The following is a 25,920-nucleotide window of genomic DNA, read 5'->3' on the forward strand; positions in this document are numbered from 1 at the left end:
CGGTACATGGGGTGCTAAGTTCACTCCTCGTACATTCCCGATGCCTATAAAGGAGAACCCTCATGCGCGCATCTCGTATCACCGCCTCCCTGGCGGCACTGACCATCGCAGCAACCAGCCTGGTTGCTTGCTCCAACGAGTCCGACTCCGCTACCGACGCAGCTGCACAGGACGGCGACAACGTAGTGGTCAAGATCGGCACCACCGACGCTGACCAGCAGGCTTGGTCCGTCTTCGCCGACCTGGCTGCTGAAGAGGGCATCACCCTGGACATCGTGCAGTTCTCTGACTACCCGCCGGTCAACGAGGCCCTGGCACAGGGCGAGCTGGACCTGAACAAGTACCAGCACATCCTCTACCTGGCTAAGTACAACGCTTCCTCCGGCAATGACCTGCGCGTGCTCGGCTCCACCGAGATCTACCCGCTGGCACTGTTCTGGAAGGACCACGACTCCCTGGACGGCATCGAGGGCTCCGAGATTGCCATCCCGAACGATGACTCCAACCAGGGCCGCGCCATCAACGTGCTGGTCCAGGCTGGCCTGCTCACCCTGAAGGAGGGCTCGGACGCGCTGGCTCCGACCCCGGCTGACATTGACGCTGCTGCGTCCAAGGTCTCCGTGGTTCCGGTTGACGCTTCCCAGACCCCGACTGCCTACAAGGAGGGCCGCCCGGCGATTATCAACAACTCCTGGCTGGACCGTGCTGGCATTGAGCCGACCGAGGCTATCTTCCAGGATGACCCGGCTTCTGAGCAGGGCGAGCCGTACATCAACGTCTTCGCGTCCCGCGCAGAAGACATTGACAACCCGACCTACCTGAAGCTGGCTGAGCTGTGGCACGACCCGGCTGTTGCTGAGGCTGTGCAGAAGGACTCCCGCAACACCGCTGTTGAGGTTGAGCGTCCGAAGGAAGAGCTCAACGAGATCCTCGACCGTCTGGTTGCAAACGAGAAGTAAGAGCTGTAATCCATGGCTAACACCGGCACCCGGGTCGAATTCCGGGACGTAGAAAAGGTATTTAAAACGGGCGGCCGCGAGGTCAGAGCGGTAGATGGGGTCACCCTTACCGTTGAGCCCGGCGAAATCCTCGGCGTCATTGGCTACTCGGGTGCCGGTAAATCAACGCTTGTGCGTTTGATTAACGGGCTTGATCAGGCGACTTCGGGGCAGCTGCTTTTAGACGGCACCGATGTGGTTGGCAAGTCCGAAAAAGACTTACGCAAGATCCGCCGCAACATTGGCATGATCTTCCAGCAGTTCAACCTGCTGTCTTCCCGCACCGCGGCGGCCAACGTGGAGTACCCGCTGCAGCTTGCGGGCATGGACAAGGCCGCGCGCAAGGCGCGTGTGGCCGAGTTGCTCGAGTTCGTCGGCCTGTCTGATCGTGGCCAGAACTATCCGGAGCAGCTCTCTGGCGGCCAGAAGCAGCGCGTTGGCATTGCCCGCGCCCTGGCCACCAACCCATCGCTGTTGCTTGCCGACGAAGCGACGTCCGCCCTTGACCCCGAAACCACCGAAGAGGTGCTGGGTCTTTTGCGTCGCGTCAACGAGGAGTTCGGCATCACCATCGTGGTGATCACCCACGAGATGGACGTGATCCGCGCTATAGCCGACAAGGTTGCGGTGATGGAACAAGGCCGCGTGGTTGAGTACGGCAGCGTCTATGAGGTGTTCTCCAACCCGCAGACCCGTGTTGCCGAGCGCTTTGTCTCTACCAGCCTGCGCAACACGCCAAATGAGGTTGAGGAAAAGCAGCTGCTCAACGCCGCACCTGGACGCCTGTTCACGGTGGACCTGACCGACAACTCCGGCTTTTTCGGCGCTGCTGAGAAGGCTCGCGCGCGTGGCGTGTCGGTGCAGCCGGTACACGCCGGTATTACCACCTTGCAGGAGCACAGCTTTGGCAAGATGACGGTGCGCCTCAACGGCGATGACGCCGCGATCAATGAGTTCCTGCACACCCTGCAAACCACCACTGATATTCAGGAGATCACCCGATGAGCGCAAACGTGAGCGCAAACGTCAACGAGTTCCTCCTAGCAGAGGCCAACTGGGAGCGCCTCGGCCCCTTGTTCGTCGAAGCGATCGGCGACACCTTGTGGATGGTCGCCATCACCATGGTTGTCGGCGGTTTCTTCGGGTTGCTTCTGGGCGTGCTGCTCTACACCACCCGCTCGGGCGGCATTTTGCAGAACCGTGTGGTGTACACGCTGATCAACGTGGCCGTGAACTTCTTTAGGCCGATCCCGTTCATCATCATGATCGCCATGCTCTACCCCATCACCCTTGCGGTGCTGGACACCACGATTGGGCGCTCCGCCGCCACGTTCGTGATGTGCTTTTCGGCCACGTTTACGGTGGCACGCATTGTGGAGCAGAACCTGGTGGCCATTGACCCGGGTGTGATCGAGGCTGCTCGTTCCATGGGCGCCGGCCCGTGGAAGATCATCCAGTCTGTGATCCTGCCGGAGGCGCTCGGCCCGCTAATTCTGGGCTACACGTTCATCTTCATCGCCGTGATCGACATGTCCGCCATGGCGGGCTACATCGGCGGCGGTGGCTTGGGTGACTTTGCCATTGTGTACGGCTACCGCCAGTTCGAGCCGGCCGTGACGTGGGCTGCGGTGATCGTGATTGTGGTTGTGGTGCAGCTGGCGCAGTTTGTGGGCAACTGGTTGTCCAAGAAGGTCATGCGCCGCTAGCCACTACCATGAGGTGCGTGAAGATTGCGGTTTTCGATTTTGACGGCACCTTGTACCACCGCCGCCCAAACGGCACCTACAGCTTCAACCAGCAGGATTTAGAAGCAATCAGCGCCTGGCGCGACAACGGAAACCTGGCAGTAGCTGCCACGGGCCGGTCGCGCTCGGCGCTTACGTTTGCCATGCCCCCGGAAGATGCGCTGGTGTTTGATTACCGCGTGTTGTCCAACGGGGCGTCTGCAACCACCGGTGACGGCGCTGATCTGATCTACGCCTACCCCATTGACACTGACATCCTGCGCGCCGCGGTCGAAGAATTCGGCGACACCGAGGGCGTTGCCATTTTCGGCACCACGGTTGGTCCGGTCGACGGCGCGTTTAGCATCAACACCAAAACCGGCGACCTGTTCACGGACCACTTTGCACGCATGGAGCTTGCAGACATCCCGGATCACACCTTTGCCGTTGTGCCGATCCGTGTGACGGACCCTGCGTTACGACGCCACGTTGCCTCCTGGGCCGACCAATTCCCCCAAGTCACCGTCGCCCAGAACCTGGACTACGTGGACATCATGGCCAACGGCCGCAACAAGGGCACAGGCGTGCTTGAGCTGCTGGAGCACCTGGGCATCAACCGTGAGGACGTGGAGATCTACACGTTTGGGGATTCCTGGAATGACCTGGACATGCACGCGATTGCGGATCAGTCCTTCAGCTTCACGCACTCGCCTGCAGACGTGAAGGAAGCCACCGACCACGTCATCGAGGGCGTGGCCGACGTGCTCAGCGGCCTGGCGTAATGTTCTCCACGACCCAGCCCTTGCCGGTCTTCGGCGCCTTGCCGCAGGAATCCACCACGCCTTCGATGTCTTTTTGGCGTAGTTTTACCTCGTATTCATCGCCAGTATCGCGGTTTTTCACGGTGACTGTTGCGGTTGGGGCGTTCCCGTTCGCGTCGATACGCACCTGCAACTGATCAATGCCCACCTTGATGCCCTGGTGGGACAGCTCAGCCGCCACGGCGATCTCCGCGGTCTGCTCCGGCGGGGTCAGCGTGCCGCGACCGCGGTTGCCGGGCACGAAGAACAAGCCGTCCTCGGCGTGGTCCAGCATCGCAGAGGTAGCCTCGCGGCTCATATGCCCGAAGCTAAACGCCCATGGCATCAGCATCATCGTCGGCGCAAACCTGTGGCCCTTGATGTGGGATGTCTCCCACACCTCATCACCACGACGCAGCTCATTGACCAGCGGACGGCCCTTCACCGCACAGCAGGTGTCACGCTTGCCGTGAGTACAGATCAAAAGCAGGGGCGTTGTGCGTAGTTTCGCCCCGTTTTTCCCCACCCCCGACAAATCCAAGTCCAGCACGTCCTCTGGCCCATCCACGTGCAATACCTCAGTTATGCCCTGGTCGGCGAAGACGAGGTAGACGTGGTGATCCGTAATCTGGCGTGCTTCGCGCGTGGAGTGGCGGATCAGCAGCAGCGTGGCGTTGTAGCGCTCCACGTGTGCTTTGAGCTTGTTGGTGAGTTCCTCACCGAACGTGCCACCGTCGAGAACGTCGCGGCTCCACGCCCCCGGCCACTCAAAGAGCACGTAGGTCGAGCCGGTCTTCGCGGTTCCGGGCAGGGCCTCAACCGCAACATCTGAGCAAGGCGGAGTTAGGGAAGTCATACCTCACACCATACTGTCTAACGTTTTTATAACCATTCCTAATTTTCACGCCTGTAGTTTTGCCCAGTACGCGGCGTTGGATAGCGTGAAAGTATGTTTGTTGCAGGGCGCGCGATTGCGGTGTTGGTGGGGACCTCGCTCATGTTGGGCGGCTGCGCTACTGCCACTCCCCCAGTCGCCGGCCATGGCCATCAAGCCTACGACGCAACAAGTACTCCCACTGCCCCAGCTACCAGTGCGGTCTTGGCGGGCATCACCCGCGACAGGGCGGACCACCGGGCAGACCACCCAGCAGACCACAGTTCAAACCTCTCCCCTGAATCCCAACGCCCATCTGAACCTGCTCAGCTTGCGATTTCCGGCGTGCGGGTGGACAGCCACAACAGTGCCGACGGTGTTGTTGACCGCATTGAGATGGACCTTGCAGGCGACGGTGAACCGGGCTGGTTTGTGGACTACACCGCAACCCCCATGAAGATCTCTGTGGGCAAGCCCCTGGCCATGGACGGCCAGGCGTTCCTCAACATCAACGTCGACGGCACCATCCACCCCGGCGAGATCGGCGTGGACACCACAGAGCTTGTACAGATGGCCAACCCGTCTGAAAACGTGGTTGCCGTAGTCAACGGCGGCACTTCCGAAGGCCGCAGCCAGATCGTGGTGGGTTTGCACAACAAGGCGCCGTATTCGGTACAGATGCTGGAAAACCCGAAGCGCCTGGTTATTGATATCCAGCGCTAATACTGCGCGGCACCGCTAGTACACGGCTTCCACGCGCCAGGCGCGCCGCGTCCACACCAGCAGCCAGCCTGTGACCTCACCGGCGCGCTCGCCTGCTGACTCACCACCGAGCTGACCGACAACCTGCATGCGCGCCGCCTTGTTGTGCTGCGCCTCTTGTCCCCACCACCCCTCATCCACCGGCCACGGGCCCGCCCACGCGGTGACTAGGTATTTCTTCTCGCCCCACTTAAGTGCGTAAGGCTTGGATGACAGGAGGGCTTCGGCGGTGACGGTGATGGGGTTGGCGGTAGCGTCGATAAGCACAATGCTCGAAGCGGGGTGATCAATGCCGCCGCCGAGGCGCGCGGGCAGCGGCGCGGGGATGGCGCCGGGCCAGGTGTGGTCGGTGGTGTCGGGTGGGGCTTCGCCGAAGGGGACCAGGCGGATGCGTTCGGCGACGCCGCGGCCGCCGACCAGACGCGGTTGGACAACGGCGTCGATGCCAAGCTGGGACTGCACCCGCTCGATTACGCGGCGCGCGCCGTCGGAGGATGCGCCTTGGGACCACAGCTCGCCCGCGATGTCCGGTTGGGCGAGTTCGAGCGGCTCCAGGATCAGCGAGGTGATCGCGCCGGCGCCGCCGGAGGTGAGCCAGCCGTCGAGCTGCCAGCGCACGCGATCTGCCGTGGCGTGCTCGGTGAGCGCTTCGCGCGTGCGCCAGATGCGTTCCACACGGGTGCCGTCTGCAAGTTCCGCGATAACTTTCAGGCGCAGGCAGTTGCGACCAGTTTCTTTGAGGCGTTCGTGCAAACTCGCGGCGAGCGCGCGGGCGGCGAAGGCGGCGGCGTCAACACGCTCGATGGGATCTTCAGGAGTGATCGCTACGGCAAGGTCCTCGGTGGGCAGCTCTGGTGCTACTCGACGATCCGGCGCAGCCACCGCCACCCGATGAATATGCATGCCGTGAGCGCCGAAGCGTGTGGTCATGGCAGCAGGTGGGATCTCAGCAAGCTGGCCGAGCGTGGCAATGCCGAGTTGGCCCAGCGTGCGCACAGTCTCTGGGTCGGCGGCAAGGGCGATCTCTGCGGTCAGGGTAGTAATCGGATGGTTGGCCAAAAACTCGCGGGATTTTGCCGGCGGCACGATCTGGGAGGTACGCGCGGCAATCATGGCGGTGGCGATCTCATCGGCGGCGCCTGCTTGGGTGTCGATGCCGCGTCTCGACGCCGCATCTATAAGCATCTCCAGCGCCACATCCTCACTGCCGTGAAACTTGGCGGCGGCCTCTAGATCCACAACCACCAAGCCCGGACGCAGTACTTCTACGCTTGCGGCGACGTCATCCAGGCTTGCGGCAAGGGAGGCGAACATGCGGCCGTCACGGTCCGGGTTATCGTCAATGACCGTCAGCTCCGGTGCTGCCGCCTGGGCGTTTCGCACCCGCATGCCGCGGCGGATACCTACGCGACGCGCCGCCTGCGAGCACACCTTAATCCGGTGCTGGCTGGCAATCGCGATAGGTTCTTCCAGCTCATCGTCATGTTCCAGCTTTGCCGCCTGCACCGGCCAATCCGGAAACCACAGTGCCGCGACCCGCATGGTTTAGGGCACCGCCCGGAGGTGGGTTGGTTGTTGTTCTTGTTGTTTCGGCTGTTTCGGCTGTTTCGGCCGTTTTTGGCCGAGCGTGACCGTGGCGCTGGCCGGGCGAGCGCCTTTACTCTCAGCGCGCACGCGCAGGTCAATGCTTTGGATACGCCCTACGCCCTCGCCGATGCCGCGGAAGCCTTCGATGTGGCCGATGATGGTGAGCGCCGGCGAGGGCACCGTGGTGTTGATAGTCAGCAGCGCGGCGTTGCCTTTACGCAGGCGTGCCAGCAAGGGACGCGCACGCACGGGCGTGAGCTCAAGCTGGGTTCTGGTGCGCAGGACAACCAGGTCGAGGCCTTCTGCAAGTACGCCCGCCACGGCGATGTCTTCAATGCCCGGTTCGGGCACTGCGATGATGCGTTCTAACCCTTCTTTGGAAATCGCTGCGTACGACAGCTCCGGCCACCCCACCACGCCAACGTGCCCGCCGGCGGCAGTGACCTGGTCGATCACTTCCACGATCAGCGCCGGGGTGTCACTGCAATGCGTCACCGCTTGCCTTGGCAGCCCGTTGTTAGGCAGGACCTGCGACAGCGCTCCGTCGATAGTAAGGGTGCCATGCTTTTCAGCAACCGGGCGCACCACCTCCCCACCCAACGCCGCCATCTGGGCGCGCAACTGCGCGATTTGTTCCGCCCGGCTTGGGCGTTCTGCTCCCGCGACCTCCTCCGGGAGCGCCGCGAGCGATCGAATAGACGTTCCACTCACAGCGTTTAGTATGCACTCCGCGTAAAACACAGGCAAGCGCCAAGGTCGAACAGGTTTTCTACACTATTTCGATCAGGTCCTGCTGCGCTGGATCATAAACATAGTTCACAATGTCACCCGACAGAATCAGGTCCACTGCATGATCAATCACCGGGAAGGGAACCAAGAACCACTCGTTCGCACTCACTGCGCCGCCCGCGGAATCCACAATGGACGCGTCCAACCGTGCGGAGGCGAACACTCGGTGAAGCAGGTGCTCCAGTGCTGAAGGCCGCAGGTTATAAGCGCGATAATCCGCGACTACCTCGACTGGCGCCATGAGGTACGTCGAGCTCTTTTCCGCGCCGCGGATACGCTTAGCCACCGGAGTGGTGGAGAACCCGATCTTGTACAGATCCTTCAATCCACGAATGTCTGGATGGTCACTGAGTGAACGCAGCACGTAAATGTGTCCGGTCTCTACATCGGCATCACCGATCTCACTGACGTCAAACCCCGTACGGGTAACAGCAAATCCGCCCTGCTCCCCCATTCGCGCCGCGAAGGACTGTCGATACATGGCGGATTCAGTGCCGTTCTCAAACACCACGCGGAGGCGCTCCTTGCGCTGATCTTTATGCTTCAGGCTCTTCATCTCAGATTCACCAACCTCCGCGATGAAGGCCATGACACCGCGCAGGATGAAGAAGGCACCGGGAATGATTGTCTGGGCACCCTCAAACTTGGTCAGAGCGTAGGTGCCCTGTTCAAGCTCTGCGTGCTTCTGTTTGAACAAAGGCTCAAACTTTTCAAAATCTTTGCACCAGAATAGACCGTGCCGCGCAGTGCGTGGGCTTTGCCCTCGACCCCGGTGTGCGGGTAGGACGTTTTTTCGTGCTGCCAGCCAAGCTGGTTGCCCGCTAGACGCAACTCCACGGCTTTTGGCACGGCGGGATCGGTGAAGTCCCGCGATAGGGATGCTGATTCTCCGCCGATCTCAAGATCGGCCCTCACATTGGTTTTAGCGACGAAGCTGGGGTCACATGACGTTTTCGTGACGGTCGCTGCCTGCCCGTCGATTATCACCTCGCTTTGAGTCTTGGCGAATAGAGCATCGAGTGGCTCGAGCTGAGCTTTGCGCTCAGGGCTCGGTGCGTACTGGCCGTTGGCTACCGACTGATACGGGTCGTCGCGATGATGGCTCTCGTCAGACGTGCAGTCGATCTCCGCTTGGATTTCCATAGCCTTGAGTTCGGCCGCACCGTCGCCGCTGATTTCACGCACGGAGGCCTCGATCCGCCAGCGGTCTGCGTCAACACTCACGAGCGGGTCACGTCCAAAGTAGTCGCCTCCCCAGGAGTGCAGGGTGTTGCCGGCTTGCCATATCACATCTTTGACGGCGCCATCGGCAACCTTGACGGTGAGCAACGACTGCGGCTGATCCGGTGTTTCGAATGACACCGTTGATTCCCCGTCGATCGTGGCGCACACGGCAGATGTCAGGGGCTTATCCGTGCTGTCAACACTGAGCTTTGCGCTGATGGAAGGAGCTGAGGTGGTCGGGGGGTGATCTCGTGGCAGGCGAGGCCTAACTCTCAGGTGCGGTCTCGTCGCCACAACCGGCGAGCGTAGCTGCAAAAACCAGAGCCATTGCTGCACAGCGTTTCTTGATGCCATCCTTTCAACCCGGCGGTGAGCTGGGTCACGTAGGCTATGGCGTTGAATCTACCGTAGGGCTTGGCGGGAGCACTAGCGCACGCGCCAAGCGCTGGCGGCCTGCTGCTGGCGCCAGTATGCGGCGAAGCGGCCATCAAGGGCGAGCAGGTCCTCGATGCTGCCGTCCTCGATGACGCGGCCGGCATCGAAGAAGATGACGCGGTCGGCCTGGCGGATGGAGGACAGGCGGTGCGCGACGATGATGCGGGTGCGGGGCGTGGTCTCCGAGCTCAGGGCAGCGGCGACGGCGCGTTCGTTTTCGGTATCGAGCGCGCTGGTGGCCTCATCGACTAGCAGCACGGGGGCGCAGCTGAGCAGGGCGCGGGCGATCGAGACGCGCTGGCGCTGCCCGCCCGATAGCAGCGTGCCACCGTCGCCGACCATTGTGGCCATGCCGTCGGCGAGTTGCGCGGCAACGGCATCCACGCGCGCGAGTGCGGTGGCGCGCTCGATCTGCTCGCCGGTGGCGTGGGGATTACCGATGGAGATGTTGTCCAGCAGTGTGCCGTCAAACAGGTACGGGTCTTGGAAGATGACGGCGATGAGGGCGCGGCGGGCGGCGGGAGTGAGCTCGGCGAGGTCCGTGCCCTGGATACGGATGCTTCCGGAGGTGGGCTGGTGGAGCCCGGCCAGCAGGAACAGCAGGGTGGATTTGCCCGAGCCAGAAGGCCCGACGATCGCGGTTGTGGTGCCCGGCTGGAAGGTGAGGTTCAGGCCGTCAAGCACGGGGCGCTCGCGCGTGGCGTCATAACCGAAGGTGACGTCGGCGACCTCGATCTGGGGAGCGGTTGAGAAGGTTGGTGTCGCGGTTCCGGGGTGCTCGCGCGGTGCGGCAAGCACGGTGTGGATGGTGCGCAGTGCGTTCGTGGTCAGTTGCAAGCCGGCGGTGATATCGGCCACGAGCGCCAGGGGCTCCAAGAAGCGGACGATGACGACGATGAGCGCGATCGCGGCGGCGGGGGAAACCTCGCCGGTGACGGCGCGGCTGACCGCGAGGGCGCTGAGCGCAATGAGGGCGAGCTGGGTCAGCAGAGTGAAAACCAGCTGCTCGGGCGCGCGGTAGGCGAGCAGTCGACTCATCGCATGAGTGCGCGCGGCAAGTGCCTGGCCGACATGGCTGCTCTCGGTATCGACGCGGCGGGCGGAGCGCAACGCCTGCTGGGTGCGGGCGAACTCCAGGAGGCGCTCGGACAGCTGGGCGTGGGCGCGATCCGCGGCGGCGTCGGCGCTGCGCGCCAGGCGCATCGAGAGGACGAGGGCGCCAAGCAGCAGCGGCAGGAACGCCAGCGCTGCAGCGCCGAGCGTCGGAGAAAACCACAGCAGGCCGATGCCGATCGCGGCCGGAAGAATAAGGGCGTTCAGCAGCGGCGTCACCAGGTAGGCGATCAACCCGACGAGTTCGGGACCGGTGGCAGCGACTGCCTGACGCGTGGTGGCCAGGTTATCGCCGGTCAGCCACTGCAATCGGATGGTGGTGATGCGCTCGGCGACGGTGTGCTGAGCGTGATCCAGCAGCACGAAGCCAACAGCGTAGGCGTGGCGGGCCGCGGCGCTATCGCACCCCCAGCCAAGCGCCGTAGCGATCGCGATCATGGCCAGAGGGCGCCAGGCATCACCCGGCTGCGAGCTGAACAGGGCCGAGATGAGCGGAATGAGGGCGAGCGCCGCTGCGGCGCGTAGCGCGATACTTAGCGCCGTGAGCGCCAGGTAGGGGGTGATATGGCGGCGCTGGGCCGGTGGCAGCAGGTTAATGAGCGTGCAGATCATGAGGTGGCCTTCGTCTCGGCGGCTGCCCAGAGTTCGGCGTAGCGACCGCCGCGTGCGAGCAGCTCCTCGTGCCGACCCTGCTCGATGATCTGGCCGCCATCGAGCACAACGATGGTATCGACGCCAGTGATGGTGTGCAGGCGGTGAGCGATGAGCAGCACGGTGCGTCCGGCGGTCAGGCGGCTGACCGCCTGCTGGACGAGGTATTCGGATTCGGGGTCGGAAAATGCCGTCGCCTCGTCCAGCACGAGGATTGGACAGTCGGCCAGCAGCGCACGGGCGATGGTGATGCGCTGGCATTCACCGCCGGATAGGGCGATGTCAGCGCCCAGGATCGTGTCATAGCCGTCCGGTAGGGCGAGGATGCGCTCGTGAATGTGAGCGGCGCGGGCAGCCTGCTCCACCTCGTGCCGACTGGCATCCGGGCGGGCGAGCGCGATGTTCTCGTGGGCGCTGGCGCGCACCAGTTGCGGATTCTGGAAGACGAAGCCAACCCGCGAATACAGCTGTGATGCCTCGAGCGTACGAAGATCGTGGCCGCCGATGCGGATTGCGCCGTCGGTCACGTCGTAGAACCGGGCAAGCAGGCTCGCCAGGGTGGATTTACCCGCACCGGACGGGCCCACGAGCGCAGTGATGGTACCGGGCGCCAGACGCAGCGAGACGCCCGACAGCACGGGGGTAGACGCGTCGTAGCCAAAGCTCACATCATCGAACTCGACGAGACCAGCGGGCCTCGGCGCGCTCGCCGCATGCTCGACCTCAGGCAGCGTGGACAGCTGCTCCTGGTCGAGCATGACCTGGATCCGGCGTGCCGCGAGCATACCGTCGCGCAGCGCCTGCAGACCGTAGCCGACGCCCAGTAGCCGCGCACCGAACGTCGTGCCAAGAAAGAGGAAGGGCAGCAGCGAGATCGGATCCATCATGCCCGCGGTGATGAGCGCGGTGCCCACCACGCAGCTGAGGAACAGGAACGTCGCGGGGCGCGTGACCAGATCGATGAAGGTTTTGCGGCCGCTGAGCGGCTGCTGCCAGGATCGCAGGAAATCGAGGTAGTCTCGCAGGCTCCGGGTGAAGGGCGCGGCGGCTGCACCCCCGAAGACGCGCACGACGGCCTGCCCCTGCAGGTAGGCGTCAGCAGCGCTGGCCATCTGCTGGCGCCACTGCGGCGCCTGCACTACGCGCGGGCCCGACTGCGTCATCATGATGTACATGCCGATCAGGTAGGCGAGCACCGGCAGCAGCAGGGTGAGCGCCACCCGCCAGTCGATCACGAACAGGTAGCCCAAGACGGCCACAGGCGCGACGATGGCGCCGACCGCATCGGGCACCGCATGCGTGATGAGGTAGTGCATCGCCAGCGGATCATCGTGCACCAGCTGCTTGATGTGCGCCGCGCTGCGGGTATCGAAAAACCCGAGGGGCACGCGTCCGAGCGTCATCAGCAGTCGGGTGCGCAGGTCCTGACTGACGCGCGCATCGACGATGTGCAGCCAGGTCATCAGCCCGGTCGTGAGTAGCGCGCCCGCGATAAGGACCAGGCCGGCCCACCAGCCCAGGCGGATGAGCGCGTCGGTGCCGGCGCCGACGAGCAGCAGCCGGGCGAGTTCGACGAGCAGGACGTAGGGGGCCAGCTGCGCGAGTGTGGCCAGCGCTTGCACGATCGCCGCCAGGATGAAGGTTGTGCGCAGCGGGGCGAGCAGGCGCCGACCGGCCTCAGCCCGCCACGTCCCGCTGATAGGCGCAGCCTCGCCGGCCGCAGGTACCTGCGCGGCGGCAGCCTCGGGCAGATCCTTGGGGCGTTTTTTGCCGAATGCCCGCCCATAACACCAGTAGGCGCGGGCTTGGATTTCGGACTTCGGGAAGCCAAAATCGTTCATCAGGCGGCGACGCACATATTTCAAGCTGTCGGACTCACACGCCACCCACGCGCTCCAGTTCGACCAGTCCCGCGCAGCCAGTCCCGCCGCCAGGCTCGCCTCATCGACGCGCGGCACCCAATGCACTCGCGCGCGCGGATGCGTGCGGATTTCCAGCATGTGGTCATCGAGCGTGTGCTCTTCCAGGTACAGTTCGACCGGCAGCTCGGATGGAAGCACCTCGAGGATTGAATTGATGGCGGGCAGCGACGCGGCATCACCAATGACGAGGTATCCGTCGGGTAGTTCCTCGGGCAGGACGAAACCCGTCGAGCCGAGCGTAGTGACCGCGATGGTATCGCCCGGCTGTGCCTGGCTTGCCCAGCTGGAGGCCGGTCCGGCAGGTTCGTGCAGCACCACGTCGATCGCGAACTCACCGGTATCCGGGTCGGCCTCGACGATGGTGTAGCCGCGCTGATGTTCCTGGTCGCTGCCGTCCGGATCGGGGAACCAGAACCGCAGCCAGGCCGTGGGCGCGAGAACGACCTCGGCAAGCAGACTTGCACTCACCAGGTGGATTCGCACGAAATGCGGGGCGAGGTAGGTCACGGCCGTGACTGTTGCGCTGTGGTCGCGCGCTCCAAATCCGCGCGTCAGCACGCCCTCAAAACCCCGTTTCGCCATGTGCATTCCCTCCTGCGCCGCGCCACAAATTAAGGTGACCCTAACCTAAGTCGAGGGCGGGGTCAAATGCGTCGGCGCGGCGCCTAGGGCTGCAGGCTCGCCACCAGCTCGCGCACCCGAGCCTGAATCTCGTCGCGGATCACGCGCACGGTGGCAAGATCCTGCCCAGCCGGATCGGCCAGCTGCCAATCCTCATAGCGCGTGCCGGGAAAAACGGACACGCATCGCCGCAGCCCATCGTGATGACGACGTCGGAGGATTGCACGTCCTCAGCCACCAGCACCCTCGGGCGCGCCGCGGCCAGATCGATCCCGACCTCCGCCATCGCCTCTCGTACCACGGGGTTGATCGAATCAGCGGGGGGCGGAGCCCGCGGAGCGGACCTCAATGCGTCCGCCGGACAGCGTCTTGGCAAAAGCCGCCGCCATCTGGGAGCGGCCTGCATTGTGAACGCACACAAACATGATCGTGGGTCGGGTCATAGCCCCATTGAACCGCAGGCGTGGGCAATGGCCAAGGCAGGGTTTAGCCTGGAAGGGTGAGCCTATGGCGCGACAAGCAGCAAGCCCGGGCGGCCGAGGTGCCGCCCTGGCTACTCGCCGTCCTTGCCATGCTTTCGGTCCAACTCTCGGGAGCCTTCGCCGTTGGCTTGATCAACGACGTCGGGCCGCGCGGGGCTGCCTGGCTGCGCGTGGCCGCCGGCGCCGTCCTCATCCTGGCAATCGCGCGCCCGCGCCTGCGCGGTATGACCTGGCGTGACGCCGGTCTCGTCACCGCCCTCGGCGTCACCACCGGCTCGCTAACTTTCTTCTTTTTGCCGCAATCCAGCGCATCTAACTCGGCACCGCCGTGGCTCTGGAATTCCTCGGCCCACTCGTCCTTGCCGCGCTCACAAGCACCTCGCGGCGCGCCCTTTCCTATCCCGCCCTCGCCATGATCGGCGTCGTCTTACTGACCCGGCCCTGAATCGGTAACGTCGACGTCGTCGGCATCCTGTTCGCCCTCGGCTCCGGGCTCGGGTGGGCGCTGTATATCGTCTTAACCCAACGCGTCGGCGATCGGTTTTCCGGCATCAGCGCCCTCGCCTACACCATCCCGATCGTCGCCATCGCCTACGCGCCCATCGGGCTACCCGAGGCGCTGCCGCACCTGTCCCTGCCGGTCATCGCCACGGCGCTCGGGCTCGCACTCCTGATGCCGGTCATCCCTCTCGCCTTCGAAATCGTCGCGCTGCGTGCCATGGCCCCGGCCGCCTTCGGCACCCTCATGTGCTGGAGCCCGCGATCAGCGTGCTTATCGGCGCGATCGTCCTCGCCCAAGTACCGCTGCCAATCCAGGTCCTTGGCATCGTGCTCGTCGTCGCCGCCAGAATCGGCTCGGAGCGCTTCGCCGCCCGCGATGTGTCGCCCACGCCCATCACGTGGCCGGAGAGCGACGAAGCCTAGGTCAGCAGGGCCCGCACCTTCGCGTCGGTCGCCTTACCCGAGATGACCGTGCCCTTTTCAAACAGCTCGATCACCCGCGGATTGATATAGGAATCGCGCGCGATCGCCGGCGTATTGTGAGCCACTCGGCCGTCGTCTTGATCGCCGCCGTCACGGCCTCGGGAGAGGTATCGCCCGCCTTGGCCGCGCGCGACAGGGCCTGCGCCGCGACGGCAGCGAACAGACAATCGCAACCAGTTCCTAGTGGTCCTAGGACTCTCCTCTCGTCACCCGGGCAGTTAGACACGTAGAATAAAGTCATGAGCTTTCCGGCAACCGTTCTGCGCGTTCTCGTCGCCTCCCCATCCGACGTACCCGATGCCCGAGATGCAGTCGAGGGCGCTCTGCACTCATGGAATCGACTCCACGCGACGACTCGGAATGTAGTCTGACTGCCGTGGCGGTGGGAGACCAATTCTGTACCGCTGCTCGGAGGTCACCCTCAGGAGATCATCAACACCCAGGGAGTCGACGGAGCCGACATCGTGGTCGCGCTCTTCGGCAGCCGACTCGGCTCACCAACACCAGATGCAGTGTCGGGAACAGTTGAAGAGATTGAGCGAGCAGTAAACAGCGGGAAACCGGTACACCTGTTTTTCTCAAGAGCCCCACTGCCTCATGACGTCGATACTGCGCAACTCGAGGGTCTCCGAAATTTCAAGAATGAAATCAAGGAGCGGGGACTGCTCGGAGAATTCGATGACATCCGCCAACTGGAGAACCAAGTCTGGGCTGCCGTCGAGCATGACCTAGTCAAAATCGATCTCTCCGTGGTCGGGGTGCGCCATGAGCCGCTCGGCGTCCGCTTCCGCGTCGAGTCAAAGAGCGAGCGACACGAAAAGGAAATTGACAAGCGCGGCAAGATCAAATACGAAACGAAGCACTGGTTTGAGGTTACCAATACTGGTGATCTCGCTGCTGAAGCGGTGACCTTCGAAGGCCAAGCCGCATCGGGCCTTATGAGACTCCTTGTGGATGATCAGCCAATCACGCTGGAACCTGGGGTCATCTGGAAAGTGCCAGTCTCGTATTCGATGGGCACCGCAGGCACAAAGCTAACCGTTCACTGGGTCGAAGATAATGAAAAACAGTCGAAGACTTTCGACGTCCAATGAAGCGCGAGGTTACGTCGGTGAACCAGTCAGGCGGCTAAATCGTAGTTCGCGCGCGTTTGTATCCGTCGTGGCATGAAAGTTTCAAAAACCTTGATGTTTGCAATGCGGTCGAGCAGTCGGTCGAGCTTCACCCGACTGTCATATGCCGCGTCGAATTCTTCCTTCAGCTCATCCAAGAACAACGGCTCAATCGTCTTCAGAATGTTCGGCACTGAGGTGTAGTGCTGTCCAAGGTTTGAACGTTGCCCTGGGGTAACGATGACTTGGAACATCGAACCGAAAATATCCGGGTTAATGTCCTGCCACTTCAACGTCCCCAGATCGATCAGAGCCTCACGCGCCTTAGCGGTGAAGCGCGGGACGGTCAGCAGAGCATTCTCACGGAAAAGACGACCATTTACGTACGGAAAATCAGCGAGATACGCCGGTTTTTCTTCTGGGGCTGCTGTATCCAATGCTGCGAAAAGCTCACGCAGGAACGTGTCCATATCTGAGCCATCACCCAAAGTTTGTGAGGCAACAGCATTAGTGAACTGATTTTCCCCAAAAATGCCCGTGTCTTCTGCGAAGAAACAAAACAACAGACGTGTGAATAAGACATTCAGACCGTGTCGCGATGCATCAACAGCCATCATGTCCGGGTTGGCAGAAGCGAGCTCATCAAAGAGCTTGCCCATCCGCTCCGCAGCTTTAACGTCGGCGTGAGATTCCGAGGTGTACTGCGTCTTCTCCATCCCCGCCCACGGCAAGAAGAAGGTGAAGTGTTGATCGATTTCACGAAGGGGAAACTTACGGTTCTCCGTTGTCTTGGTGTCAAACGCCAGCATGTCCTGGTAGTCCGTGACAATGACAAAACGCGGGCTGTACTTCACTACGGTCGGTGACACTCGGAGTGTTTCTAGCTCTTCTAGTAGATCCCCGGTGGTCTCCCGAAAGTAGACTACGTTTTTCTGGCCCACCTCATGCGCGGGGTCGTCGGCGATATTAAGGCTGCCATTGCGTAGCCGGGTGACGTTTCCTTTTGATCGTCCATAGGCGAGCAACAAATCGAAGATGATTTCTCGGTCATATTCAACTTTTACGGCGAGCGGAGCAACCCGCTCTTCAATCGCCTTTAGTCCTAGTCTTGCCATGCGAAACAGTCTAGAGTGCGACGGCACAGCTTAGAGTGGCACGTCACTCCCATTCGAACATGATGATCAATGTGGAAGGCGTTGTTTTAGCTTCAGCAGGATTTTGCCCCCTGCGTATGTCGGAGCCGTGGTCCGTGCCTTACAGGATCAGCGTCCTTGTGCCTCGTACTCCCTCGACGCGCGAATCCCTGTAGTAGATCAACTGATTCGCCACTACGAACAGAAAACTGGAAGTTCTAAACCTGCCGGATAGACGGTAACGTCTTTGGCGTGATTCCCATTAGCGCTGCCGAGGCCCTTAACCGAAAAACGCCGATCCCCACGCCGATCATCGTGCACGTGATTGGCTCACTTGGAGTCGCCGGATCGGTAGCAGTCCTAGTTTCACAACTGGCCATTGGCACTAAAGTGATGCTCGCGCTGGCGTGCGTCATCGCAACAGTCGCAGTCACGCTTGCACACCCCTACCGCAAGCAAATGCGGGCGTATGGGGAACAAAAGAACGTATACACGGGACCCCAAATAAGCATGATGCTTCCGCTTATGGTTTGGTGGCTGCTCCTCATGTTGACGCCACTCGCAGCGTGGCCCCTATGGGGCGTGGCAGTGACGTTTGTCGTATTGTTCGGCGCCGCGTGGGTGCTGTACCCGCACGTGGATGGGTCGCGCCGACTGGCCTACGCCTAAGGCGCGAGCACTCGAAACAATCTACTCGAAACCGTTTCGAGTAGATTGCTATCCGCAGGTCAGACTAGGAAAATTCGTTTCGAGCACGTTTCAAGTACGTTTCAAGTAGCTCGAAATGCACTCAGAATTACTTAACGCAATATCCCCTCGACATACCAAACAGCGCGCGGATCACGCGGACCGTTTCCGCGCCACTGCACCAACCGTGCGTCGCGCATTGCCTGCAGCGCCCGGCGCACGGGCGGAGCGGAAAGCTCCAACACTTCAGCAATCTCACCTGTAGACATCGGCCGTCCATTTGTTTCAAGCACCGTCAGCACTTTCTCGGCGTAGCGAGGCAAGCTTTGCAAGACCTGGGGATCTAAACGCTGAATCGCATTCAGCGTAAGCACGACACTGCCACTTGTTTGGTTATAAACCGGATCAGCAAATCCCACCCTGCGCATGCTGGCAAACATGCGTCGGATCCCCTCCCCCAGCTCCTGACCGATACGAAGCTCCGCAGTCACGCGAGCGATAAGTGGGTTACGCGCAAAGCGCGCAATGGACTCAGGCTTAGTAGGGTCAGCCAAGCCCGGGAACCGCCCAGGACTCGAAATCTCAATACGTCCCGGGTAGATCTCAAAGCGAATATGATCCCCGGCCATGCTGTACGAGCGGTGCACTACTGCGTTGACTAACCCCTCAAGCCAGACGTCATGGGGAATCAGGTTCTCGTCCTCAAACAAGCCCGAGCCCGTCAACCTACGAACACTAGGCAGCATTGCGCCGATCACTTCTTGGGCAGCCTGGATTTGTTTCGGTATTGGTCCATCAAAACGCTGATCATCCATCAGCTGCTGCATCTGGCCAGGCAGTCGCTGATCCTCACCAAAGCGAAGCACCCGAATATGGGCGTTAGGGAAAAACTCTTGCGGGTTTTTACCAAACAGCAAGATGGCGGCCGTACGCGGATTGCCTTCGCGGTCAATCAGATTCCGGGCCTTCAAGGCATTTTCCGCGGAGGATGACCCAATCGCCTCGGCATAATCCCCGACCAGCTCCAGATCCAGGTCACTGACGCTAACCCTCGGCGGGACCGTCGCGTCGTACTGCTGCTCACCCTTGGTGTAGCGAAGCTCAAGAATATCGTCCGCCTTCAGCTGACGAGATTCATCGCCAACCCGCAGATAGCACTCGCCGGATTTTAAGTAATGCACACGCTCACTTGGCAGCACATGGAAGAGATACACCTGCGCACCCTCCCCTGCCCCGCAAACCTCAATCTGCACTCGGACTGTTGGATCGGTATGGTCCAACGCCGTCTGTCGCAGATCGTTGTCCTGCGTGGCGCTTGGACGCCCATCAAACTCACAGTCCGTAATACCAACGGCAATAATGCCGCCTTCAGCATTGGCCATGCCCACAATGGTCTTGGCCAAATCCTTCGGCTTAATACGGAAGGACTTGCGCTCAAACCACTGATCCTCCGGGACCTGCAGAAGCTGGCGGGGATCCTCAGAAAAGTTGCGCTGCACACTCACGGCTCAACATTCTACTCGAAACCGTTTCGAGTGGATTGTTATTCGCAGGTCAGACTAGGAAAATTCGTTTCGAGCACGTTTCGAGTAGCTCGAAACGCACCCAGAATCACGCACCCCCGACCGCCTAGCGGAAGCGCTTCGGCACATCCGGCGCACCGAGGGTGAGCATCAGGCGGTTTGCCCAGTTGAAGAAGGCGGAGGCGTTGATGACGTCGATAATCGACACGTCATCAAGACCAGCCGCGCGCAGTGCTTCAACCTCGGCCTTGCCAAACGCGAACGGGGTGCGGGTCAGCGCCACAGCTGCGTCACGGATCGCGTTCCACAGTGGGGAGCCAAGGTCCGTATCCACGCCTTCGGTAAGCAGGCGATCAATAATCTCGGCGTCCCCGCCCTCTTCCTTGGCACGCGCCTGGTGGACGGAAGCGCAGTACTCGCACCCATTGAGCCGCGACGCCACCGTGGCCGCCAGCTCACGCTCCGCACGCGCAAGGCCACCTTCCGTGTTGTAGAAAATGTCCAGATCCGTCAAGGTGCGCGCCTTCAGCGCCGCCGGGTCACGCGCCAGAAGACGGAAGTACTCCATATCAATACGCTCAGGTTTGATCAGCGCATCAATGTGCTCCTCGGTGAACTCATCCTTCGGCAGAGGTGCAACCCACGGCTTCCACCCCAGCGAGTGGTTGACAAAGCCTGCCGGTGCGACAACCTCGGGCTGCAGGGTTGCTAGCGTTGGCGCCCAGCCCGGATCCGCAACACCCACAGCACGCGCGGGTGCTTCTACCGAAGCCCCCGAAACCCCAGCGGCACCAGAAGCGCCTGCGAGCACCCGCACGCCGTGCGCCACGCGCAGCTGAAACGCCACAAACGAGATCAGCTGGGACAACGATACGATGCCGGTTTCGGTGTAGCCTGCCTCCTGCAGGTGACCGATCGCCGCAGGTGAGGCGTCCTTCGGGTGGAAGGTCAACAGGTGCGCGAAGTCGAACGCGGCGGCAAGCTTTGCATCCAGCCCATCAACACCCTCAGCACCACCAAAGAGAACGAAGTCCCCACCGGAATACGGGCCGGTGGAACGGCCCACCTCCACGGCGGAGGCGACGACGTCTACCAACGCCTCGTCCTCATCACTCAAAAGGTCGGCGTAGAAGTCAAACGCGCGGGCGTCGCCAGAAATACCGGCGATGAAGGCGGCGGTGGCGTAGCGGTGGTTAACGGGGACGTCGATAAGCAAACTGCTCTCAAACAGTGCCTCAAAGCTGCGCTCAGCATTGGCTACAGCCTCGGGACGAGCCGCACGTTCAGGCAGCGTAACCCCAGCTAGAACATCAATAATGTTAGACAACGAACTCTCCTAACTGCCGGGCGCGGAACACGCTGCCCGGAATAGCGTCAATCAACTCACGCGTGACCTCATGCCGCGGGTGCGTAAACACCGTATCGGTCGGGCCGGTCTCCACCTGGCGGCCGCGATGGAACACACTCACCGTATCCGAAATCTGACGCACCACCGCCAGGTCATGCGAGATAAACACATACGTCAAGCCCAGCTCACGCTGCAGCTGCTCCAACAACTCCAAAATCTGCGCCTGCACCGTCACATCAAGCGCAGACACCGCCTCATCCAGCACCACAAGCTCCGGCTGCACGATCAGCGCACGCGCAATCGCCACACGCTGGCGCTGGCCACCCGACAGCTGCGCCGGCATACGCTGGGCGAACACCGACGGGTCAAGTGCGACGCGGTCCAGGTACTCCTCTGCAAGCTTCAGGCTCTTGGATTTGCTCACCCCGTGCAGGTTGCGCACGGGCTCCGCCACAATGTCACGAATCCGCATCTTCGGATCCAGCGACGCATACGGGTTTTGGTACACCATCTGCACGCGCGCACGCATCGCGCGCTTCTCACGCGGTGTCAGCTGCGTCAGGTCCGTACCGTCCAAAGTGACAGTGCCGGCCGTGGGCTGATTAAACATGGCAATTGCACGGCCCGTGGTGGTCTTGCCGGAACCGGAACCGCCAACCAGCGCGTGAGTAGATCCGCGCTTGACCTCAAAGGAAATGTTCTCAATCGCGGTGAAATCGCCGAACTGCTTGCTTAGGCCCTCAACGCTCAAAAGCGTCTCCGCACTTGGCGACGGGCGGTGGTAGGCATCCGCCACCGCGAGCGACGGCGCGTTATCCAACAACCGCCTGGAGTACTCCTGCGTTGGGTTCGCCAACACCTCGCCCGCGGGCCCACGCTCAACGACGCGGCCGCGCTGCATAATCACCACGTCATCCGCGCGATCGCCCGCAACCGCTAGGTCATGGGTAATCAGAACGATGCCCAGGCCAAGCTCCGCACGCATCTCATCCAACAAATCCAGGATGGTTTTCTGCACGGTCACATCGAGTGCAGACGTCGGCTCGTCCGCAATAATCACCTGCGGCTCCAACGCAACCGCCGCAGCAATCAGCACACGCTGCTTCATGCCGCCAGAAAGCTCGTGCGGGTACTGGGCGTAGCGACGCTCCGGGTCATCAATACCCACGCGCTCAAGAAGGGCAAGCGTGCGCTCCTTGCGGCTGGCCGCATCCCCGATCCCATGGATTGCCATCCCGTCCTCGACCGAGGCACCAATGGTTTTCAGCGGGTTCAGCGAGTTGTTCGGGTCCTGCGGCACCAGGCCGATGTGCACGCCGCGCAGCTGACGCCACTGTGCGTTGGTGGCGCCGGTAATGTCCTCACCTTTAAAAAGAACCGTGCCGCTGTGGATGTGCGCACTGGGATCCAATAACCCAATCGACGCCATGGCAGACGTTGTCTTACCGGAGCCGGACTCACCCACAATCGCGGTGATCTTGCCGGCCTCCACAGCAAAGGACACGTCCTGCACCACCGGATCCTTGCCGCCGTAGGACACAGTCAAGCCCTCGACGGACAGCAGTGGATTATTTTCTGGGGTGCTCATTACTTCTCCCCTTCCGATCGGATCGCCTCAGACAGGCGGTTAGCGGACATGACCGTGGCAACAATTGCCAGGCCAGGCAGCAGGATCAGCCACCATGCGGTGGCCATGAAGTCGCGGCCCTCTGCAATCAACAGGCCCCACTCCGGCACGGGCGGCGGTGCGCCGTAGCCTAGGAACCCGAGGATGGATAGCTGCAGGATCGCGCTACCAAACTGCAGCGCAGCCAGCGCCAAGACTGGGGTGAGCGAGTTCGGCAGCACGTGGCGCACCAGCACCTGGGCCTGCGTTGCACCGGAGCCGTAGGCGGCTTCGACGAATTCAGCGTTTACAATCTGGATGACCTGGGAGCGCGCCAAACGCGCAAACGTAGCCACAGACGTCATACCCACGGCAAACGCAGCCTGCAGAGAGCCGAAGCCGGTCACGATGATGATGGACAAAGAAAGCAGGATGCCGGGGATGGCTAAAAGCACATCGACAAAGCGCATCAAGACTGTTTCCACCCAGCCGCGCTGCGTGCCGGCAATCAGGCCGATCAGGGTACCCAGCACCAGACCAACAGCCACGGCAATCAGAGCGCCGAGCAGCGACTGGCGCGCACCAAACACCACGCGGGAGAACAGGTCACGCCCCACCGCGTCGGTGCCAAAGAAGTGCTGCGAGCTCGGCGCCAGCAGCGCCACATCCGTGCCTTTGTACGGGTCATGTGTGGCAAACAGGCCTGGGAACAGTGCCCACAACAACGCGACGGCCAACACCACAATCGCGATGATCGTGCCCGGCGCGCTCCAGCGCTTGGGAGTGCTGCGCTTGAGACCACGCCTAGGGTCTCGCTTGGGGCGTTTGTTGGGGTTTACGTGGGCGTCGATAAGCGAAGTGCTCATTTCGCACCCTCCTTAGCTTTTTCGGTTGGCGTTGAAGCGGTGTCACGCAGCCGGACATCTAGGACCGGATACAGCAGGTCAACGATGAGATTGATAATCACGTAGGCGGCGGCCGCGATCAGCACCACGCCAAGCAGCACCGGCATGTCGCGGGAGGACACAGCGTTGACCGTGAGCTGGCCAAGGCCCGCGCGGCCAAACACCGTCTCCGTGACCACGGCGCCGCCGACAAGCTCGCCGAACAGCAGGCCGGCCATGGTGATCGCGGGCAGCAGGGCGTTGCGCAACACGTCACGCCAGAAAATGCGCGACTCGCTGGCGCCACGCGCGCGAAGTACCTGGACGAAGGGCTTCGCCTGGACCTCATCAATCGAGCGGATCAACACCTGAATCAACGGTGCCGCCATCGGCACAACCAGCGTCAACGTGGGCAAAATCAGGCCCTCAAACGCGGTCGGATTAACCACGTTGACCCAGCCAAGCTGGAAAGAAAACACCTGCAGCAGCACAATCGCAATGAAAAAGCCCGGAAGCGAAACCATAAACGACGGCAACGCGCGGAAACCCCGGCGAATAACGCCGCCACCAGGCAGGGTTGCCACCCACGCCACAGCAAGCGCAACCACAATGGCCAAGCCAACGGAAGACACCGCCAGCACAAACGTGTGCGGGGCGGCCTGAGCAATCAGGCTAGATACCGGGGTGCCGGTTGCCACCGAGTAACCAAGGTTGCCCGTAAACAACCCGCCGAGCGTGGCAAAGTACTGCTCAAGCAGCGGCTTATCCACACCCATCTGCTCACGAATCTCCGCGATCTCCGCGTTAGACAGGCCGAGTGCCGGATCCGCGTAGCGCGCCGCCACACCATCCGACGGCAACGCCGACAGCAGGAAAAACGCCAGCGTGTACGCCAACAGCAACACAATCAGCGCCTGGCCTAAGCGCTTAGCAATGTAGCGGCCCATTAGCTCTTGGCCTCCTTTGCGGTGACTTCTTCGTCCTCGCCGTTTTCGAAGTAGACGCTGTAGAAACTCGGGCGTGCCACCGCTTCGGTGTCAAAGCCCTTCACATGCGGTGCCAGTGCGTAGACCTGCGGCTCTTCAAACAGCGGCAGCACGTAGGCCTGCTCGGTGAGGTAGTCCTGCACCGCATGCGATGCCGCCTCACGCCCCTGGGCATCCGCCGTGGAGGAGATCGTGGACAGCAGCTCCTCCAACGTGGGATCCACAGGCGTGTCGTCGCCGGCGTTGTTCAGCAGCGCGTCCCTGCGCTTGAGCGACAGGTGGGACACAATCACGTCATAATCCGCACGCCCCACCACTGTGTGCATGATCTGCACCCGCTCAATGTCTTTCACCGCTGCGTTTTGCGTTGCGCGATCTCCCGCCACCATGTTCAGCTCAATGCCAAGCTCACGCAGGTCAGACTGCGCCATGGTCACTAGTTCCTTGGAACGCGGCTGCGGTTGCGCGTAGTTAATCCACAGACTCAAGCGTTGCCCGTCCTTCACGCGGATACCGTCCGGTCCCGGGAGCCACCCGGCGCTATCCAACAACTCGCGCGAGAGCTCCGGGTCGAAGGTGTACTCGCCGGCTTTTTCGGTGTAGCCGAGTGCGGTGGACGCCATCGGCCCGGTGGCCAGCGGGTAAGAATCGCTGTAGAGCACGCGCAGGATTTCCTCGCGGTTAATGCCGTGGATCAGTGCCTTGCGCACGCGGATGTCCTGCAGCAGCGGGTGGTTAAAGCGAAACGCCAGCTGGTTGCTCATCCCGTTGGTGCTGGCGGAAACTACCTGGATGCCGTGGTTTTTCAGGTGCGGTTCCACCGGCGCGGAGATCTCGCGCACCATGTCCGCCTGTCCGGAGATCAGCGCGCCGGAGCGCACTGCTTCCTCAGCGGCAAAGGTGTAGTGGATGCCATCTAAACGCGCACGCCCCTGGTGCTCAAGCACTGGTGGCGCCCAGTCGTAATCCTCGCGGGCGCGCAGCACCAGGTCGGTGCCCAGCGTTTCAGACTCCACCACGAACGGGCCGGAGGCAATCACATTGACAGCGTTGCCTGGGCCGAAGTCTTCGCTGCGGAGCTTCAACGAGGCGTCTCCAAGCAAGCCAGCATTGTAGGAGGAAGTTGCCTGCGCGAAGCCCGGGGAGGGCTTGCTGAAGTAGAAGCGCACCGTGTCCTCATCCACAACCTCGCCGCGCTCGTAATTAGAGATCTGCTCGGAGACGTTAAACAGCCGCTCCTTGTCGCCCAGGCCGTAGAGGTCAAAGTTGTCCACGATGTTCTGCGCCGTCATGGGGGTGCCGTCGGAATACGTCACGTCCGTGCGGATATCAAAGGTGAACACCGTTGCGTCCTCATTGATTTCCGGCAGGTCCGTGGCAATCCACGGGTGCAGCTCAAGCGTCTCGGGGTCTTGGTAGAGCAATCTGTCTGTTATCTGGTTAACCACGCCACCGTTGGGGTAAAAGCCGGCCGCCGGCGGGTACAGGTTGTTAAACCAGGCGGATTCTAAGTAGGTCAGCACGTTGTCTGACTTCCCGCTCGTCGGTGGCGCACACCCCGCAAGCAGTGCCGCTACCACTGCAATTGCTATTGAAGGTGTCACCTTCCCTCTCAAGACGTTCATGGTGCCTTTCTTCATGCCGTTCATTATTAGACAAGTTTGTTTCGCAACAA

General features: G+C 61.8%; 22 protein-coding genes and 2 pseudogenes. 8 read left to right on the forward strand and 16 right to left on the reverse strand.

Features of this window, described 5'->3' with window-relative positions; all coding sequences use genetic code 11:
* The first annotated feature begins 62 nt into the window (after positions 1 to 62).
* From AK829_RS07515 to AK829_RS07530, 4 genes are read left to right on the forward strand one after another with little or no spacing between them, the layout of a single operon-like run.
* Complete coding sequence (locus tag AK829_RS07515; RefSeq protein ID WP_052205298.1) at positions 63 to 959, forward strand: MetQ/NlpA family ABC transporter substrate-binding protein; 897 nt, start codon at positions 63 to 65, stop codon at positions 957 to 959.
* Between the two features lie 12 nt (positions 960 to 971).
* Positions 972 to 2,003, forward strand: coding sequence for a methionine ABC transporter ATP-binding protein (locus AK829_RS07520; protein WP_052205299.1), 1,032 nt, complete (start codon positions 972 to 974; stop codon positions 2,001 to 2,003).
* Positions 2,000 to 2,704 carry a methionine ABC transporter permease gene (locus tag AK829_RS07525; RefSeq protein WP_052205300.1) on the forward strand — a complete coding sequence of 235 codons (705 nt, stop codon included), beginning with the start codon at positions 2,000 to 2,002 and terminating at the stop codon, positions 2,702 to 2,704. The genes AK829_RS07520 and AK829_RS07525 overlap by 4 nt, the downstream gene beginning before the upstream one ends.
* Before the next feature lie 17 nt (positions 2,705 to 2,721).
* Entirely contained in the window at positions 2,722 to 3,504 is a 783-nt protein-coding gene (locus AK829_RS07530) for an HAD family hydrolase (RefSeq protein ID WP_232305695.1), read from the forward strand.
* Here AK829_RS07530 and AK829_RS07535 read toward each other — a convergent pair.
* Positions 3,488 to 4,378: a sucrase ferredoxin gene (locus AK829_RS07535; protein WP_052205302.1), complete on the reverse strand. Its 891-nt coding sequence runs from the start codon at positions 4,376 to 4,378 to the stop codon at positions 3,488 to 3,490. The genes AK829_RS07530 and AK829_RS07535 overlap by 17 nt on opposite strands.
* A 93-nt stretch (positions 4,379 to 4,471) precedes the next feature.
* Here AK829_RS07535 and AK829_RS07540 point away from each other — a divergent pair, with 93 nt between their 5' ends.
* A complete protein-coding gene (locus tag AK829_RS07540; RefSeq protein WP_052205303.1) occupies positions 4,472 to 5,119 on the forward strand; it encodes an AMIN-like domain-containing (lipo)protein in 648 nt (215 codons plus the stop codon).
* A gap of 15 nt (positions 5,120 to 5,134) precedes the next feature.
* Here AK829_RS07540 and AK829_RS07545 read toward each other — a convergent pair whose 3' ends face one another.
* From AK829_RS07545 to AK829_RS07575, 7 genes and pseudogenes are all read right to left on the reverse strand, one after another.
* Positions 5,135 to 6,700 carry a DNA polymerase Y family protein gene (locus tag AK829_RS07545; RefSeq protein WP_052205304.1) on the reverse strand — a complete coding sequence of 522 codons (1,566 nt, stop codon included), beginning with the start codon at positions 6,698 to 6,700 and terminating at the stop codon, positions 5,135 to 5,137.
* Positions 6,701 to 6,703: 3 nt separating this feature from the next.
* The gene (locus tag AK829_RS07550; protein WP_198147755.1) at positions 6,704 to 7,456 is read right to left on the reverse strand and encodes a hypothetical protein; all 753 of its coding nucleotides are present in this window, start codon (positions 7,454 to 7,456) and stop codon (positions 6,704 to 6,706) included.
* Between the two features lie 58 nt (positions 7,457 to 7,514).
* The gene (locus AK829_RS07555; protein ID WP_052205305.1) at positions 7,515 to 8,231 is read right to left on the reverse strand and encodes a GIY-YIG nuclease family protein; all 717 of its coding nucleotides are present in this window, start codon (positions 8,229 to 8,231) and stop codon (positions 7,515 to 7,517) included.
* Positions 8,183 to 8,896, reverse strand: a complete 714-nt coding sequence (locus AK829_RS12785) for a hypothetical protein (protein ID WP_232305696.1) — start codon at positions 8,894 to 8,896, stop codon at positions 8,183 to 8,185. The genes AK829_RS07555 and AK829_RS12785 overlap by 49 nt, the downstream gene beginning before the upstream one ends.
* A gap of 288 nt (positions 8,897 to 9,184) precedes the next feature.
* Positions 9,185 to 10,918 (reverse strand): ABC transporter ATP-binding protein, encoded by a 1,734-nt coding sequence (locus tag AK829_RS07565; RefSeq protein WP_052205307.1) that lies wholly within the window; start codon positions 10,916 to 10,918, stop codon positions 9,185 to 9,187.
* A complete protein-coding gene (locus tag AK829_RS07570; RefSeq protein ID WP_052205308.1) occupies positions 10,915 to 13,461 on the reverse strand; it encodes an ABC transporter ATP-binding protein/permease in 2,547 nt (848 codons plus the stop codon). Before AK829_RS07570 ends, AK829_RS07565 begins: the two co-directional genes overlap by 4 nt.
* Before the next feature lie 83 nt (positions 13,462 to 13,544).
* Positions 13,545 to 13,943: pseudogene (locus tag AK829_RS07575) on the reverse strand (arsenate reductase ArsC).
* A gap of 786 nt (positions 13,944 to 14,729) precedes the next feature.
* Here AK829_RS07575 and AK829_RS12790 point away from each other — a divergent pair.
* Positions 14,730 to 14,906, forward strand: a complete 177-nt coding sequence (locus tag AK829_RS12790) for a hypothetical protein (RefSeq protein WP_232305697.1) — start codon at positions 14,730 to 14,732, stop codon at positions 14,904 to 14,906.
* On the opposite strand, the gene AK829_RS12855 is transcribed toward AK829_RS12790, so the two are convergent.
* A complete protein-coding gene (locus AK829_RS12855; protein WP_269745042.1) occupies positions 14,903 to 15,031 on the reverse strand; it encodes a hypothetical protein in 129 nt (42 codons plus the stop codon). The two genes, AK829_RS12790 and AK829_RS12855, sit on opposite strands and share 4 nt — an antisense overlap.
* 399 nt (positions 15,032 to 15,430) lie before the next feature.
* Here AK829_RS12855 and AK829_RS07590 point away from each other — a divergent pair, with 399 nt between their 5' ends.
* Positions 15,431 to 16,060 (forward strand): DUF4062 domain-containing protein, encoded by a 630-nt coding sequence (locus AK829_RS07590; RefSeq protein WP_232305698.1) that lies wholly within the window; start codon positions 15,431 to 15,433, stop codon positions 16,058 to 16,060.
* Positions 16,061 to 16,140: 80 nt separating this feature from the next.
* Here the strand turns inward: AK829_RS07590 and AK829_RS12230 are convergent.
* Positions 16,141 to 17,193 (reverse strand): annotated as a pseudogene (locus AK829_RS12230) (type IIL restriction-modification enzyme MmeI); the annotation flags it as partial.
* A 270-nt stretch (positions 17,194 to 17,463) separates the two neighbouring features.
* Here AK829_RS12230 and AK829_RS07600 point away from each other — a divergent pair.
* Positions 17,464 to 17,880: a hypothetical protein gene (locus AK829_RS07600; protein WP_232305700.1), complete on the forward strand. Its 417-nt coding sequence runs from the start codon at positions 17,464 to 17,466 to the stop codon at positions 17,878 to 17,880.
* 131 nt (positions 17,881 to 18,011) lie between these two features.
* Here the strand turns inward: AK829_RS07600 and AK829_RS07605 are convergent, their stop codons facing one another.
* The 6 genes from AK829_RS07605 to AK829_RS07630 all read right to left on the reverse strand — a co-directional run bounded on the left by AK829_RS07605 (position 18,012) and on the right by AK829_RS07630 (position 25,885).
* On the reverse strand, positions 18,012 to 19,403 hold the full coding sequence (locus AK829_RS07605) for an ATP-binding protein (RefSeq protein WP_052205310.1): 1,392 nt from the start codon (positions 19,401 to 19,403) through the stop codon (positions 18,012 to 18,014).
* Between the two features lie 124 nt (positions 19,404 to 19,527).
* Positions 19,528 to 20,748, reverse strand: coding sequence for an alkylhydroperoxidase domain protein (locus AK829_RS07610; protein ID WP_052205311.1), 1,221 nt, complete (start codon positions 20,746 to 20,748; stop codon positions 19,528 to 19,530).
* Positions 20,741 to 22,357 (reverse strand): dipeptide ABC transporter ATP-binding protein, encoded by a 1,617-nt coding sequence (locus AK829_RS07615; protein ID WP_052205312.1) that lies wholly within the window; start codon positions 22,355 to 22,357, stop codon positions 20,741 to 20,743. Before AK829_RS07615 ends, AK829_RS07610 begins: the two co-directional genes overlap by 8 nt.
* Entirely contained in the window at positions 22,357 to 23,241 is an 885-nt protein-coding gene (locus AK829_RS07620; RefSeq protein WP_052205313.1) for an ABC transporter permease, read from the reverse strand. The genes AK829_RS07615 and AK829_RS07620 overlap by 1 nt, the downstream gene beginning before the upstream one ends.
* Complete coding sequence (locus tag AK829_RS07625) at positions 23,238 to 24,206, reverse strand: ABC transporter permease (protein ID WP_052205314.1); 969 nt, start codon at positions 24,204 to 24,206, stop codon at positions 23,238 to 23,240. The genes AK829_RS07620 and AK829_RS07625 overlap by 4 nt, the downstream gene beginning before the upstream one ends.
* Complete coding sequence (locus AK829_RS07630) at positions 24,206 to 25,885, reverse strand: TIGR04028 family ABC transporter substrate-binding protein (RefSeq protein ID WP_232305701.1); 1,680 nt, start codon at positions 25,883 to 25,885, stop codon at positions 24,206 to 24,208. Before AK829_RS07630 ends, AK829_RS07625 begins: the two co-directional genes overlap by 1 nt.
* Positions 25,886 to 25,920 lie beyond the last annotated feature (35 nt).

Origin of the sequence: Corynebacterium riegelii, from assembly GCF_001263755.1 — a bacterium.
GTDB lineage: Bacteria > Actinomycetota > Actinomycetes > Mycobacteriales > Mycobacteriaceae > Corynebacterium > Corynebacterium riegelii.